Origin of the sequence: Pedobacter sp. UYP30 (assembly GCF_040547165.1) — a bacterium.
Taxonomy (GTDB): domain Bacteria; phylum Bacteroidota; class Bacteroidia; order Sphingobacteriales; family Sphingobacteriaceae; genus Pedobacter.
This window is the reverse complement of the sequence record NZ_JBEPPD010000003.1, coordinates 212,474-227,112: the sequence shown is the minus strand read 5'-3', so window position 1 is coordinate 227,112 and position 14,639 is coordinate 212,474. Positions and strand designations below refer to the sequence as shown.

Here is a 14,639-nt window from a genome sequence, read left to right as displayed (position 1 = left end):
CCTCTCAATAGTCAAAAACCAAGAAAATAATTGTCCTTCGACAAGCTACCATTGACGTTATTTATAATCAATTAATTAGCAGATAATTATACTATTTTTTGATTTCTATTACTCTTTCATTAAGCCTTGCCAAAAAGAACCTCCACTATACCTAACGCTGTGCTAGCCGCACGGGCTTCAAACTTTTTTCTTGATAAAAAAGTTTACAAAAAATCAAGGCTGGCAGCCCTTCGGGTAAAAACTCGCCAAACCGCTTTTTACAATAATTTGAGGCCTTTCTCCATCGCTAATCGCCTGCCCACAGGCTGCAAATTCTTTTTGGACAATGCCGTTTGAAAGTTTCTGCACGACGGTTCTCGGCGTTTTTTCCTCCAAACTGCTGCTAGGCCGGGACTAGCGAGATGGCTAAGCAAAAGTGGCTATAGCGAGCTTAAACAAAAACGTCATTTATATTGATTTATATGAAATATATTAAACCTCAGGATGACATCATTTTGGTGTTTTTTCTTAACACTATGACATTGCCCCAACCCCTCCTAAAAAAGAGGAGAACAGCTTAATTTACGATGAATTGCGTCGTTATCTGATTTCTGACATCCGACTTCTAATTTCCCCTCTTAGCATTTTTTCCTCCAAACTGCTGCTAGGCCGGGACTAGCGAGATGGTCAAGCGAGGCGTCGATAGAGAGAACAAATTTAGTTTTGGAAGATAAATAACTGATTTCTGACTTCTGATTTCCCTATACTTCTTTCCTCCATTAGGAAGGTTCCGAACAGCCATACTCTTAAACTAAAAACTCAACTTTTTCGCTAAAGCTTAAACTTTAGTTACTTTTATTGCCCGATGAATATATTTTCTTCGACGTTGCTTTTAAAATTTCTGTATCAACATGGCTGATAAAAAATTATTTCTTTTAGATGGAATGGCGCTGATGTACCGCGCACACTTTGCGTTAAGTAAAAATCCACGTTTTACCTCTACTGGCATCAACACTTCTGCGGTAATGGGTTTTACCAACACCTTGTTAGAAGTAATAAATAAAGAACAGCCAACCCATATTGCCGTGGTTTTTGATACCGCAGCTCCCACAGAAAGACACATTGTTTACGAAGCTTATAAAGCGCAGCGGCAGGCCATGCCAGAAGATTTAGCAGCGGCCATGCCTTATGTTATTAAGTTAATTACAGGTTTTAACATTCCCGTAATCACCTCAGATGGTTACGAGGCCGATGACATTATTGGCACTTTAGCCAAAAAGGCAGAAAAAAAGGGATTTCAGGTTTTTTGCATGACGCCAGACAAGGATTTTGCCCAACTGGTTTCTGAAAATATTTTTATGTACAAACCTAGCAGAATGGGAAATGGTATGGAAATTCTGGGCGTAAAGGAAATTTTGGCCAAATGGGAAATAGAAAATGTTTTACAGGTTATAGATATTTTGGGCCTTTGGGGCGATGCTGTTGACAACATTCCGGGTATTCCGGGCATTGGCGAGAAAACATCAAAATTATTGATCCAAAAATATGGTTCGATGGAAAACATCATTGCCAACAGCCATGAGTTAAAAGGCAAACAACGCGAAAATGTAGAAAATTTTGCGGAGCAGGGTTTGCTCTCAAAAAAACTGGCAACTATTATTTTAGATGTGCCCATCGATCTGGATGAAGAAGATTTATTGCTTTGCGAGCCAAACAGAGATTTGTTAGAACCTCTATTTGCGGAGTTGGAATTTAGAACGCTGGGCAGGCGGGTGTTCGGTGATGAATTTTCTGTAGGCATCGCTAAAACTACCGAAGGCATCCAAACCGATTTATTTGGGGGGAACATGGGTGGAGAAGTGGTGTATAAAAGTTTGACCGAAGAAGAACCGACAGAAGTGCTTCCCGTAAAAACCATCGAAGATACCGAGCATGATTATAAGCTAGTAGAAAATGAAGAAGCGCGCGCAGCGTTAATTAAAATCTTGCTCGCTGAAGCTAGAATTTCCTTCGATACCGAAACCACCAGTACCGATGCCAACATGGCCGAATTGGTTGGGCTTTCCTTCGCGATAAATCCGGGAGAGGCATTTTACATTCCGCTTTCGGCAAATAGAGCTGAGGCACAAGTTATTTTGGACGAGTTTAAGGTAGTTTTGGAAAATGAAGCCATTGAAAAAATTGGCCAAAATATCAAGTATGATATCTTGGTATTGAGCTGGTACGGCGTTCAGGTAAAAGGAAAATTGTTCGACACGATGCTTGCGCATTACCTCATAGATCCAGATACCAGACATGGAATGGACGTACTCGCAGAAAACTATTTAAATTACGCGCCTATTTCTATTACAAAATTAATTGGCCCGAAAGGAAAGAACCAAGGCAATATGCGCGATGTGCCGGTTATTGATGTAGTGGATTATGCTGCAGAAGATGCCGATGTAACTTTGCAGTTGGCCCATATTTTTGAACCAATGCTTAAGGAACTTAATGCGGCTAAACTAGCAGATGAAATAGAAAACCCTTTGATTTATGTGCTTGCTGATATTGAGAGAGAAGGAGTTAGGATTGACGTAGAAACGCTAAAAATCTATTCGGCAGAGCTAGAAAAAGAAATTATTCAGTTTGAGCAAAATGTGTACGACAAGGCTGGCATTAAATTTAATCTGGCCTCACCAAAGCAATTGGGCGAAGTGTTGTTCGATAAATTACAGTTAGACCCAAAGGCGAAGAAAACCAAAACCGGCCAATACCAAACTGGCGAAGATGTATTATTGGCATTGGCGCATAAAAGTGATATAGTAAAAGATATTTTAGAATTTAGACAGTTGCAAAAACTAAAGTCTACCTATGTAGATGCGCTACCGCTGATGGTAAATCCAAAAACCGGCAGGGTGCACACTTCTTACAACCAAGCGGTTGCCGCAACAGGAAGGCTGAGCAGCAACAATCCAAATTTACAAAACATTCCCATCCGTACAGAGCGTGGCAGAGAGGTTAGAAAAGCATTTATCCCAAGAGATGACAACCACATTTTGCTTTCTGCCGATTATTCTCAAATAGAGCTGCGCATTATCGCAGAAATTAGCAAGGAAGAAAACATGCTAGAGGCGTTTACCAACGGGATAGACATCCACACAGCAACCGCTGCAAAAGTTTACGGCGTAGCTATTGAAGATGTAGACAGCAATCAACGCAGAAATGCAAAAGCGGTAAACTTTGGTATTATCTACGGTCAGTCTGCTTTTGGGCTATCGCAAAACCTAAACATTCCGAGAAAAGAAGCGGCAGAAATTATAGAACAGTACTTTGCCCAATATCCGGGCATTAAAAGGTACATGAGCGATACCATGAATTTTGCCCGCGAAAATGGATTTGTGGAAACCATTATGGGTAGAAGGCGCTATTTGAGAGACATCACTTCCGCCAATCAAACGGTGCGCGGTTATGCAGAACGAAATGCAATAAACGCCCCGATACAAGGTTCTGCTGCAGATATGATAAAAATAGCCATGATTAATATTCATAAGCAAATGAAAGCCGAAAACCTAAAATCTACCATGACCATGCAAGTACATGATGAATTGGTTTTTGATGTGTTAAAAAGCGAGAAAGAGTTGATGAAAGAAATTATTAAAGATAAAATGGTAAACGCAATGAAACTTACTGTGCCAATTGTGGTAGAAGTTGGCGAAGGAAATAATTGGTTAGAGGCGCATTAATAAACTAAGGTGGTTTTTGATTGTTTTAAAAATAATCTAATATGAATTGATGACAAAATCGACTAAGATTATTACAAGTGCTTTTTGTGTATTGAAGTTAGCGCTACACCTAGTTGCAGATAGCCACTCTGGTTTTCAGGGAGATGAATTATTACACATCGAAACTGGAAAGCACCTTGCCTTTGGTTATATGGAGTTTCCGCCGTTGATTGGGCTTTTGGCCTTCTTTCAAGATCTATTTCATAGCCATTCCATTTTCATTTATCATATTTTTCCTCATATCGCTAGCCTAATTATTCTAATTTTTGTAGCTAAAATCACAATAGAATTAGGCGGAAAAAACAAGGCTGTTTTTCTTGTTCTTCTGGGGATAATAATAGCACCGAGTTTTGGAGATTCGCAACAAAATTTTCAGCCTGTAGTTTTCAGTCAGTTATTTTGGACTTTAGGTTTTTATTACTTGGTGAGATTTGTAAAATTTCTAGACAAAAAATCACTTTGGCTACTTACATTTTCTTGCATTTTAGGTTTTCTCTCAAAATACGATGCTGTCTTCTTCATCTTTGGGTTAGCTTCTTTGCTATTCTTCACCAGAACTAGAAATGCACTCATTAGAAATAAATTTTGGTTGCACGTTTTAGTTGGGTTAGTATTTATACTCCCCAATTTAATATGGCAATTTTTACATGACTATCCGGCAATACAAATGTTTAATCGGCTCTATGAAACACAACTAGACAAAATAAGCAGAGTTACGAACATTATGGGCCTGCTTATTGCAATGAATCCAATTGTTACCCTATTATTGTTTCTGCCAGGAGTGTATTTCATGACATCCTCAAAAAATAAATTATTGATATTTCCTGTAGCAACTTCAATTGTCCTATCATTTTTATTTTTGTTGTACGAAAATGGAAAATCATATTATTTCTTCCCAATCGTCTTGACTATCTTACCATTTGGCGCAATTTTTTTGGAACAAATTATTTTGAAAAGATATCGATGGTCAATTTATCCAATTACGATTTTGATATTTTTTGGAGGCATACTAATTCCCTTCGGAATGCCAATTTATTCCCTTAATCGGTATCTCACAAAAATTTATCCATTCGAAAAAAAGGAAATTGATGGTGGGAAATTTGCCGTTAGAAATGATGCATACTATAATAAACAAAAATGGCGAACCACACTACGGGAAATGAAATCGGTTTACGATAGTCTGCCAATGGACGAAAGAAAATATTGTTTGGTCTGGGCAAAACATTATGGACAAGCAGGTGCTATAAATTTGTTTAGAGACCAATATGATTTACCTGAGGCATTCTCCTACCACGGGAGTTTCTATACTTGGGCGCCGAACGGCCAAATGCCAAAAACCATTATTGCTTTAAGTTATATGGTGGGGAATTTTTTTCAACCGTATTTCGGTACAATAACTAAAGTACGAACAATCTATAACCCATATTCAGCCACTGATGAACAATTATATCAATATATTTATATCTGCAAAAACCCAAAACAGAGCTTTGAGGTAATGAAAGAGCTGTTTAAAACTAGAATCTTTGAGTAAAATTGTCGCTGATTTATTTTTACAAAAATCAAACCTATAAATTTGAGCTAAATCGCGGGTAAAACTTCCAAAAAATTAACTTTGACTTTATAAAAAAATGGAAAAAAACTTTCTTGATAACCTCTATAAAAGACAAACCCGCGCGCAAGCCGTTCCCTCTAATAAGGAAGTTGCCTCATGGGCGTACAAGCTTTTAGCCGCCCTGTTCCCAGAAACGTCTGACAAGGTTTTTACCACCTCAGAAGCCATTGCCGAAGAGTTTGAGGCTATACAAAAAGACTTGCACCGATTGCTGGAAGAAACACAAGCCTGTATCGATTGCGATAATAAATTTATTGCCGAGCAGTTTATGGAAAGTATTCCGAGCATTTTTGGGGTTTTAAAAACCGATATCTCTGCGCTAACCAGCGGAGACCCGGCAGCCAATAACGAATATGAGGTAATAAGAACCTACCCTGGTTTTATGGCCATTGCATTTTATCGCATTGCACATCAGCTTTACCAATTAAACATTCCATTAATTCCCCGCATTTTAACGGAATATGCACATTCTAGAACCGGGATAGACATTCATCCAGCGGCAGCTATCGGAAATTACCTCTGCATTGACCATGGAACTGGCATTGTTATTGGCGAAACTGCCTCGCTCGGAAACCATGTAAAGATATATCAGGGCGTTACCCTAGGCGCTTTGAGCGTAAGCAAAAATTTAGCTGGCACAAAAAGACATCCAACGGTAGAAGATCATGTGGTTATTTACAGCAACGCCACCATTTTAGGCGGCGAAACGGTAATTGGCGCAAATAGCATTATAGGTGGTAATGTATGGATAACCAAGAGCGTGCAAAAGAATTCTACCGTTTACCATACGCCTATTATTAAAGTTGTAGACAATACCAATTTAAATATATTATGAGTTCGCTAATAGATTTAGTGGGAAACACGCCCATGGTTAAGCTGACCCGCTTAAATAAAAATCCCAAAGTTACCGTTTATGCAAAGTTAGAAGGCAACAACCCAGGCGGAAGCGTAAAAGATAGGGCTGCATTAAACATGATCCAATCTGCTTTGGCTCGAGGAGACATTAAACCTGGAACGAAACTAATTGAAGCAACAAGCGGAAATACGGGAATAGCGCTGGCGATGATAGCGCGGCTTTTTGGCTTAGAGATAGAGCTTATTATGCCAGAAAATTCTACCAAAGAACGTACGCTTACCATGCAGGCTTTTGGTGCGAAGGTAATATTGATGGATGGGATTGAAAAGTGCAGAGATTACGCAGAGGAACAATGCGCAAGTGACGGTTACTTTCTGTTAAATCAGTTTGCCAACAAAGACAATTATTTGGCACACTATAAAACTACCGGACCCGAGCTTTGGAGAGATACCGATCATAACATTACCCACTTTGTAAGCTCTATGGGCACAACTGGCACCATTATGGGCAGTTCTATGTATCTTAAAGAAAAAAATAAAAACATTCAAATTGTTGGTTGCCAGCCTACCGATGGCTCATCTATACCAGGCATTAGGAGATGGCCAAAAGCTTACCTTCCAAAGATTTTCGACCCAACCAGGGTAGACCGTGTGATGGATGTGAGCGAAGAAGAAGCGACCCAAATGACCCGTAATTTGGCAAAGACCGAGGGGATTTTTGCTGGCATGAGTAGCGGAGGCGCTTGTTATGCCGCCTTAAAGTTAGCGCAAGAGTTAACCGAAGGAACAATAGTGTTCATTGCCTGCGATAGGGGAGATAGGTATTTGAGCAGCAACCTGTTTGGTTAAAAATTCTTCATTGTTTCTTCATGATTAAACTTCATCTTTACTTATGTAATCATAAAAAAGATAAAGTATTATGAAAAAATTGTTCATCGTGTTAGCTCTTTTTGCGCTAGGTTTCTCTACCACCTTTGCACAAACACCAGCAACTAAAACCAAAAAAGAAGTTAAAACAAAAAAAATGGCCGTAACTAAAAAGGCCAAGGTAGAAAAAGCAAAAGTTAAGGAAGCACCTGTCGCCGCTAAAACAAACACCGTAAAAGTTGATAAAAAAACATCGACTACATTAAGCAAAGCAAAAGCGGCACCTACTAAGGTAGAAAAAAGCACATCGGGTGTTAAGTTAAAAGCCGATGGTACCCCAGATAAAAGGTACAAAACAGTAAATAAAGTTGGGCCTGTTAAAAAAGACGGTACTCCCGATATGCGTTACAAGGCTAACAAGAAACACTAAGTTTAAGTTTAGGCTTATAGTTTGGAGGGGTTGCATCGAAAGATACAACCCCTTCTTTTTTTCTTGCTTATTGCTAAATCACACTGAATAGCTTTTACAACGAAATTGTTGCACCTATTTGGGGCAATAACAAGGTCTTATTTTCTCGCTTAAACTTATCTTTCGCTTCCTCGGTATCTATCTCAATAACCGGAAACGTGTTGTAATGTATGCCAATTACCTGATCACAATTAAAATATTTGGTGGCAATTAATGCATCCTCTACGTCCATGGTGTAATTTCCTCCGATGGGCAAAATGGCATAATCCAATTTGTAAAGATCAGCTAATATTTTCATCTCCACCGTTAGCGCTGTATCCCCGGCAAAATAAATTTGCTTACTTTCCAGTTCAAGCACAAAACCAGCTGGATTGCCGCCGTAAGAGCCATCTGGTAGGCTAGATGAATGCAGGGCAGCAACCATCCGCACCTTGCCAAAATCGAAGGTAAACTTGCCAAAGTTCATGGAGTGTACATTCTTAACACCTTGTTTCTCTACCCAAGCAATAATTTCTGGGATAGCTACCACCGTTGCGTTTGTTTGCTTGGCCAGCAAAATTAAATCTGCCACGTGGTCACCATGGCCGTGGCTCACGAAAATATAATCTGCTTCTATCTTACTAATGTCTATGTCCTTGGCTAAAGGATTAGGAGAGATAAAGGGGTCGAAAAGTATTTTTTTGTCCGCAGCCTCTAATAAAAAACACGACTGGCCATAATAGGTATATTTCATTTTTTAGATTATATAAAGGCCGAAAGCAACGTGCAAAAAGCGTAAAGCTAAAAACCTAAATTACAGAATATTATGCTGATTATTTTTGAAATTAATTAATTTAATGCTTTCGAGATTATGGCTTTTGCTAAAAATTGGTAAAGCTCATCTTAGATGCAATTTGCTATTAACCTCCTTGTCCAAACATTCCACCAAGGCCGCCAAGCATATCTTTAGTAGCCGACTGCATTTCGGTTGCACTAACTTGTTCTGCATTTGCCAATGCTTTGTTAATGGCCGTCAACAGCAATTCTTCTAGTTCCTCCTTATCTGCGCCATTTAAAAATTCTTGGTCTATGGAAATCCCGGTAATTGCCTTATTTGCCGTAGCGGTAATTTTTATGGCTCCATCCTCTACCTCACCAAATACAGATATGGTATCTAAACGTTTTTTAATCTCTTCGGCCTTTTGTTGTGCCGCAAATAATTGATCGAACATAATTAGCTTTTTTAATATAACTAGAAATATTGCCTTTGTGTTTTAATAGATTTTCTTTTACACCCGAAGGGAGCTTTGGAACGCTAAGTAAAAAGTTCCTACAGGGGTTTTGGGGTTTCTAGTCTTCATCGGCACCCGGCAAACCACCATCTCCTCTATATGCGCCTTTTCTAATAATGGGCATATCTAAGTGTTTGTAAAGGTCATCTAAGTGCAAAAGACTACCATTGGTTAAATTTCCTAATAAAATCACCACTATGTCCTTACTTAAGTCTCTTACATAAATGTGCCTAAAACCGTGCCACCAGCCGGTATGATAAACCACTTGATCCATATTCTTGCCTTCAAAAAGCCTCCAGCCATAGCCATAGTTAAAATGTCCATTAACACGTTTATTGCGGCCAACATAGGCAGAATCTAGTGTACTCGGTTTTAACAAACGTCCGTTTTTCAGATATTTATCAAAAAGTAGTAGATCGTGGATAGTGCTGTAAATTCCTTTATCGCCCACCGGACCATCTAAAAAATTTTGTGCCACAGAATACTTCCAAGTTCTATCATGTCCAACCACATCTACCGGTATTTTTTCATATTCGGCTTTGCTGTACACGTGGGTGTGTTTTAGGCCTGCCGGTTTAAACACATGATCCATCATATACTGTGAATATCTTTCTCCAGTAACTTTTTCTATAATAGCACCCAGCACCATAAAATTGGAGTTATTATAATGAAACCGAACATCGGGTTTAATGTACGGTCGCGGCTTTCTCTCTGCAATAAGGTCCATCACTTCCTTATTGGTAACCCCCTTTTTCATGTTTCGCTTTTCTTTGCGAAAAATATCATCGATAAAATAAACGTAATTCATCATGCCGCTGCGGTGGCTCAAAAGCAGTTTAACGGTAATGCCATCGTACGGAAAGTTGGGAAAAAACTTCTTCACGTTGTCATTTAAAGATAACTTACCTTCTTCTACCAATTGTAAAACGGCCGTGCCTGTAAATGTTTTGGTAACCGAGGCAAGCTCAAACTCAGAGTTTATTTTTAAGCTATCGCGATGTAGGTAATCTGCCCAACCAATGGCGGTTTGATAAAGAATTTTTCCTTTCTTCTCTACCAGCACGTTGCCATTAAAACCATACTTTTTATGCAGGTTGCTTACAAAATCGGCTATCCACTTATCTGCTTTTGCAGGGTTATAGGAAATTAAGACGCTATCAGCTTTATCATCTGCAGCTGTCCTAACTTTATTGTTTTCGGCAACTTTCTTTTCATCAGCTTTTTTGCTGGAACAGGCAGTAAATACAGTAGTTGAGAGGGCTAATGCTGCAAATAGGTAACGAAAATTCATTTATGTGTGTAATGCTAAAATTAAAGCCCGAAAATTAAATAAATTTGTACCGTAAACTTTAAAGAGTTTTAAACATTCTTGCAATTTTGTTTATACCAACATTCAAACAACTGTCCTTTGCTTCCATAAACTGGGTCACTTTCTGGTTCTGGCACATTTTCTATTTCTCTTTTTGCTTCCTCAATTTCCTCTTGGCTACCACGGCGGAGGTTATACTCGGCTCCTTTTGGGTAAGCGCCCACCACTTTCAAATCGGCGCTAACGCTTAGGCTCTTGTGTGCAACACCCGCGGGAATAAGCACCACATCGCCCTTATCCAACTCTATAACAACCCCATGCGGCCCACCAAACTGCACGTTGGCCTTGCCAGAAAAAACACCTAAAACCTCGTGTGTATTGCTATGGTAATGATGATAATCAAAAATTCCATTTACCCAAGCATTGCTGTATCCGTTTTGTGCAAAAACAGTTTTTATAACTTCTTCGGTATCGTCTGGATGAATAAGCAGCGCTCCCTTGTAAATCATTAGTGGATATTTCGAATTGTTTGGAAAGTTTCCGTTAGGTTCTATTTTGTGCGAAACCAAATACGCCTCTTGTATTAATTTTTCTTTGTCCATGGGATGTACAATTTTAGTAGAAACAAAGAAACCTAAAAAGGGTTTAGCTAAATCGTAAATCTTATCGCATACAATAGATGATTGCGTTTTTAAGCATTGCTCCGCGCTAACGATTGCAATTGCATCCTTTTTCCCCGCTTTTTAGGCGGGGAGAAAGATATAATGGAAAGCGAGCCTGTCCCGATTTTGATTCGGGATTAAAGCGCCCTAAAAATTTTCTTTAAAACCAAGTAATTTTGGCCTTAGCTGTTCATAATGTCTTCGATTTCTTCGATTTCCAACGGAATATTTGCCATTAAATCGACTATTCCATTTGCGGTAATCAACACATCGTTTTCGAGTCTTATGCCCAAATTTTCTTCTGGAATATAAATACCTGGTTCAACTGTAAGTATATTACCTTCTGCAAAGGGGGTATATCTTCCAGCAAAATCGTGCACATCTATGCCCAAATGGTGCGAGGTACCGTGCATGAAATATTTTTTATAGGCAGGGATTTTCGAATCTTGTTTTTTTACCTGCTCGGTGGTCAGCAATTTTAGTTTTATTAGCTGCTCAGTCATTAGTTCGCCAACTTGCTCATGATAAGCATTCCAATCTGTTCCGGGTTTTAATAATTTGGTAGATTCTTTCATTACATGTAGTACCGATTGGTATACCGCGGCTTGCCTATCTGTAAACTTTCCATTTACTGGAATAGAGCGGCTCATGTCTGCATTATAATTGGCATATTCTGCTCCAAAATCGAACAAAATAACATCGCCATCCTTGCAAACTCGACTATTGTCATTATAATGCAGAATGGTTGCATTATAACCCGAGGCGATGATTGGCGAATATGCATGGCCAGTAGCGCCCTGCCTTACAAATTCGTGAATTATTTCCGCTTCAATCTCATATTCCTTAACGCCTGGTTTAACGAACTTAAGTACCCTAATAAAGGCGTCGCGAGTAATGTTGCAGGCCTGTCGGGTTAACTTTACCTCTATTTCTGATTTTACCACCCTTAATTGGCGCATAATGGGCGCCGAACGCTCAAAATGATGTAAGGGAAATCGGGCTTTCATTTCATTGATAAAGCGAAGGTCGCGATAAGGTACTTCAGCTACTGCTCGGTCGTTTTCATTTGCATTTAGATATATATGGTCGGCGTAGTTGGCCACACTCTGCAATATTGCATCGAAATCTTCTAACCAATAAATTGCAGAGATACCAGAAGTCTCTAATGCTTCTTCCTTTGTATATTTATATCCCTCCCAAACCTTAATATGATTGTCGGTCTGTCTTAAAAAAAGTACTTCTTTGTACAACGGATTAGGACAATCGGGAAAAATTAATAAAATAGTTTTCTCTTGATCTATCCCAGAAAGATAAAATAAATCGGCATTTTGTTTAAAAATAAAGTTCTGGTCTCCGCTTCTTGGAAACTCATCATTCGATTGGAATATGGCTAAACTATTGCTTTTAAGCTTTTTAGCAAAGTTTTCTCTATTTAATATAAATAAATTACAGGCTACTGTTTTCTGCTTCATACGTATCTGGTGGGTGTTTATGTCGAAAATCAAATGTAATTAAAGCTGTTATAACTACAAAATTTGGAACAGATTTTGTATAAATGTTTGAAAATTTAAAATTTTGTTTAATTTTGCGATTACAAAAGATTAACTAATTAGTATTTAACCCTTAAAAAAAAGATTATGAATTATTCTACTTTAAAGAAAGGACTTGTGCTTTCTTTAGTTGCGGCCACCGGTATAGCTACCATTGCCTCAGCTCAAGATTCGACAGCTCAAGATTCGACAGCAATGTCTTCTCCGATGTCGACTTCGACTTCGATGTCTTCCTCAGCCAAGGTATTTGGCGGAAGAGCTCAGTACAGAACTTGGTCAATTGGTATCAATGGCGGTGTTTTAGCTCCTATTGTTGCTATTGGCGGTGCAAATGATTTTAACAAATGGGATGTTAACTTAGGTTACGGTTTAAATATCCGTAAGCAATTAGGTAACGCATTCGCTTTAGAATTAAATGGTGTTCGTGGAAAGCTTTCTGGTTCTAACGATGCTAGCCTTTATGGCGCTGGATCTACCGCTAAAGATTTTGAAACCCAACTTCAATATGCTGTTGATTTACGTGGTGTTGTAAATGTTGGATCTGTTGATTTCTTACGCCGTGAGAATTCAGTTGGTTTCTTTGTAACTGCTGGTGCTGGTTATATTGCTTACAATCCCAAAGTTACTTTGGGAAATGGTACTGTTGTAGATCAAAAAGGAATGTACGGTGGCAATGACGGATATGGTAATTCAAAAACCAAATCTGGTAATGATAAAGATTACATCCACTCTTTCTATATTCCTGTAGGTGTTGGTGTGAAATTTAAAGTTTCCGAGCGTGTTAACTTTAACTTAGGTTACACCATGAACTTTGTTGACGAAGATAACGTTGATGGTGTTTATGCAAAAGGAACTTCTAAAGATAAATTCTCTTACGGTTACGCTGGTTTAGAGTTCTCTTTAGGTTCTTCTTCGAAACCAAGTTTAGAATGGTCTAATCCATTGGCTACCATGTATGATGAATTAAAAGATCCATCTTTACGTCAAGAAGTTGAAGCATTGAAAAATCGTGTTTCTAACGTAGAGAAAGCTGTTGAAGATTTGAAAAAAGATACTGACGGTGATGGTGTTTCTGATCAATTCGACAAATGCCCAGGTACACCTGCAGGTACTGCAGTTGATGGTTCTGGTTGTCCTCTTCCTGCAATGACTGCTCCAATGGCAGATTCTAGCAACGTAACAGGTATGGAATCAATCCAGTTTGATTTCAACTCTTCAGTGTTAAAAACTGAATCTTACCCAACATTAGATAAATTATCTTCATCATTACGTGAAAACGGTGGTAAAGCAAACTTAAAAGGTTACGCTTCTAGCGAAGGTACTGCTGCATATAATATGAAGTTATCTAAAGACAGAGCAAACTCTGTTAAAACTTACTTAGTAAACTCTGGTGTTAATTCTAGCCAAGTTATGACTAAAGGTTATGGTGAAGCTAACCCAATTGCTTCTAACGATACTGAAGAAGGTCGTATCCAAAACCGTCGTGTTGAAACTGCTAGAAACTAATATTTAGTTAATAGTTTTGTAAAAGGTTCCGGAAATTCCGGAACCTTTTTTTTTAATATAATTTTTTAGACAATACTTATTGTTCTAAAAAACCAAAAGGTTTATTTAGTTTTGTATATGTACTTATTTAGGAAAAAAGACGCTAACAGGCCATCAAATATCAACCTAAAAATAATGCATTTTATAAATGCGCTAGCGATTGCCGTTTTTGTAATCGGAATTCTTTATAAACTGGTGCAGTGGTTAATTAACTAATAACAATACAAATCATGAAAAAAACAATACAAACTACCAATGCGCCCTCGCCAATCGGGCCATATAGCCAAGCGGTAGCAGCGGGCGGCTTTCTATTTGCCTCTGGCCAAATTGCTTTAAATCCAGAAAGCGGAGAACTAAATTTAACAACCATAGAAGAAGAAACACACCAGATAATGAGAAACATTAGTGCTGTTCTTTTAGAAGCTAATGTAGGCTTTGAAAATGTAGTTAAGACAACTATTTTCTTAAAAGACATGAACGATTTTTCATCTGTTAATGCCGTTTATGGAGAATATTTTTCAAGTCAGTTTCCAGCTAGAGAAACGGTACAAGTTTCTGCGCTACCTAAAAATGTAAACGTAGAAATTTCGGTTACCGCAATACTTCAATTATAACCGAACTATAGATTGGCAGTTTTCAGCCACTAAACTCCACTTGTGTTGCTTGCCATTAATAATACCAATTTCTCTAAAAACTGCCGCTGTCTATAAAAAAACACGGCGCGCTCTTAGAGTGCTGCTTAATTTAATTCATTTAGAA

General features: G+C 38.5%; 13 protein-coding genes. 8 read left to right on the top strand and 5 right to left on the bottom strand.

Annotated features, from left to right (window positions below; translation table 11 throughout):
• Nucleotides 1–890: 890 nt before the first annotated feature.
• The 5 genes from polA to ABIB40_RS05260 all read left to right on the top strand — a co-directional run bounded on the left by polA (nt 891) and on the right by ABIB40_RS05260 (nt 7,504).
• On the top strand, nt 891–3,701 hold the full coding sequence (gene polA, locus ABIB40_RS05280) for a DNA polymerase I (RefSeq protein ID WP_354356724.1): 2,811 nt from the start codon (nt 891–893) through the stop codon (nt 3,699–3,701).
• 49 nt (nt 3,702–3,750) lie between these two features.
• Nucleotides 3,751–5,271 (top strand): glycosyltransferase family 39 protein, encoded by a 1,521-nt coding sequence (locus ABIB40_RS05275; RefSeq protein ID WP_354356722.1) that lies wholly within the window; start codon nt 3,751–3,753, stop codon nt 5,269–5,271.
• A 97-nt stretch (nt 5,272–5,368) separates the two neighbouring features.
• A complete protein-coding gene (epsC, locus tag ABIB40_RS05270) occupies nt 5,369–6,187 on the top strand; it encodes a serine O-acetyltransferase EpsC (protein ID WP_354356720.1) in 819 nt (272 codons plus the stop codon).
• Nucleotides 6,184–7,056 carry a cysteine synthase CysM gene (gene cysM, locus ABIB40_RS05265; RefSeq protein ID WP_354356718.1) on the top strand — a complete coding sequence of 291 codons (873 nt, stop codon included), beginning with the start codon at nt 6,184–6,186 and terminating at the stop codon, nt 7,054–7,056. Before epsC ends, cysM begins: the two co-directional genes overlap by 4 nt.
• Before the next feature lie 70 nt (nt 7,057–7,126).
• Complete coding sequence (locus ABIB40_RS05260) at nt 7,127–7,504, top strand: hypothetical protein (protein ID WP_354356717.1); 378 nt, start codon at nt 7,127–7,129, stop codon at nt 7,502–7,504.
• A gap of 94 nt (nt 7,505–7,598) precedes the next feature.
• Here the strand turns inward: ABIB40_RS05260 and ABIB40_RS05255 are convergent, their stop codons facing one another.
• The 5 genes from ABIB40_RS05255 to ABIB40_RS05235 all read right to left on the bottom strand — a co-directional run bounded on the left by ABIB40_RS05255 (nt 7,599) and on the right by ABIB40_RS05235 (nt 12,257).
• Nucleotides 7,599–8,276, bottom strand: a complete 678-nt coding sequence (locus tag ABIB40_RS05255; RefSeq protein ID WP_354356715.1) for a metal-dependent hydrolase — start codon at nt 8,274–8,276, stop codon at nt 7,599–7,601.
• A gap of 166 nt (nt 8,277–8,442) precedes the next feature.
• Complete coding sequence (locus ABIB40_RS05250; RefSeq protein WP_354356713.1) at nt 8,443–8,754, bottom strand: YbaB/EbfC family nucleoid-associated protein; 312 nt, start codon at nt 8,752–8,754, stop codon at nt 8,443–8,445.
• A 118-nt stretch (nt 8,755–8,872) separates the two neighbouring features.
• Nucleotides 8,873–10,105 carry a serine hydrolase domain-containing protein gene (locus tag ABIB40_RS05245; RefSeq protein ID WP_354356711.1) on the bottom strand — a complete coding sequence of 411 codons (1,233 nt, stop codon included), beginning with the start codon at nt 10,103–10,105 and terminating at the stop codon, nt 8,873–8,875.
• A 68-nt stretch (nt 10,106–10,173) separates the two neighbouring features.
• Entirely contained in the window at nt 10,174–10,725 is a 552-nt protein-coding gene (locus tag ABIB40_RS05240) for a cupin domain-containing protein (RefSeq protein WP_354356709.1), read from the bottom strand.
• 242 nt (nt 10,726–10,967) lie between these two features.
• Nucleotides 10,968–12,257 (bottom strand): aminopeptidase P family protein, encoded by a 1,290-nt coding sequence (locus ABIB40_RS05235; RefSeq protein WP_354356707.1) that lies wholly within the window; start codon nt 12,255–12,257, stop codon nt 10,968–10,970.
• Nucleotides 12,258–12,422: 165 nt separating this feature from the next.
• Between ABIB40_RS05235 and ABIB40_RS05230 the strand changes: the two genes are divergently transcribed.
• The 3 genes from ABIB40_RS05230 to ABIB40_RS05220 all read left to right on the top strand — a co-directional run bounded on the left by ABIB40_RS05230 (nt 12,423) and on the right by ABIB40_RS05220 (nt 14,494).
• Complete coding sequence (locus ABIB40_RS05230; RefSeq protein WP_354356705.1) at nt 12,423–13,841, top strand: OmpA family protein; 1,419 nt, start codon at nt 12,423–12,425, stop codon at nt 13,839–13,841.
• A gap of 117 nt (nt 13,842–13,958) precedes the next feature.
• Nucleotides 13,959–14,096, top strand: coding sequence for a DUF6728 family protein (locus tag ABIB40_RS05225; protein WP_354356703.1), 138 nt, complete (start codon nt 13,959–13,961; stop codon nt 14,094–14,096).
• Between the two features lie 14 nt (nt 14,097–14,110).
• The gene (locus ABIB40_RS05220; RefSeq protein WP_354356701.1) at nt 14,111–14,494 is read left to right on the top strand and encodes a RidA family protein; all 384 of its coding nucleotides are present in this window, start codon (nt 14,111–14,113) and stop codon (nt 14,492–14,494) included.
• Nucleotides 14,495–14,639: the final 145 nt, after the last annotated feature.

Bases quoted from the DNA above. Each gene is read 5' to 3' on its own strand.
- polA (WP_354356724.1), top strand. From the start codon at position 891: ATGGCTGATAAAAAATTATTTCTTTTAGATGGAATGGCGCTGATGTAC.
- ABIB40_RS05275 (WP_354356722.1), top strand. From the start codon at position 3,751: ATGACAAAATCGACTAAGATTATTACAAGTGCTTTTTGTGTATTGAAG.
- epsC (WP_354356720.1), top strand. From the start codon at position 5,369: ATGGAAAAAAACTTTCTTGATAACCTCTATAAAAGACAAACCCGCGCG.
- cysM (WP_354356718.1), top strand. From the start codon at position 6,184: ATGAGTTCGCTAATAGATTTAGTGGGAAACACGCCCATGGTTAAGCTG.
- ABIB40_RS05260 (WP_354356717.1), top strand. From the start codon at position 7,127: ATGAAAAAATTGTTCATCGTGTTAGCTCTTTTTGCGCTAGGTTTCTCT.
- ABIB40_RS05255 (WP_354356715.1), bottom strand. From the start codon at position 8,276: ATGAAATATACCTATTATGGCCAGTCGTGTTTTTTATTAGAGGCTGCG.
- ABIB40_RS05250 (WP_354356713.1), bottom strand. From the start codon at position 8,754: ATGTTCGATCAATTATTTGCGGCACAACAAAAGGCCGAAGAGATTAAA.
- ABIB40_RS05245 (WP_354356711.1), bottom strand. From the start codon at position 10,105: ATGAATTTTCGTTACCTATTTGCAGCATTAGCCCTCTCAACTACTGTA.
- ABIB40_RS05240 (WP_354356709.1), bottom strand. From the start codon at position 10,725: ATGGACAAAGAAAAATTAATACAAGAGGCGTATTTGGTTTCGCACAAA.
- ABIB40_RS05235 (WP_354356707.1), bottom strand. From the start codon at position 12,257: ATGAAGCAGAAAACAGTAGCCTGTAATTTATTTATATTAAATAGAGAA.
- ABIB40_RS05230 (WP_354356705.1), top strand. From the start codon at position 12,423: ATGAATTATTCTACTTTAAAGAAAGGACTTGTGCTTTCTTTAGTTGCG.
- ABIB40_RS05225 (WP_354356703.1), top strand. From the start codon at position 13,959: ATGTACTTATTTAGGAAAAAAGACGCTAACAGGCCATCAAATATCAAC.
- ABIB40_RS05220 (WP_354356701.1), top strand. From the start codon at position 14,111: ATGAAAAAAACAATACAAACTACCAATGCGCCCTCGCCAATCGGGCCA.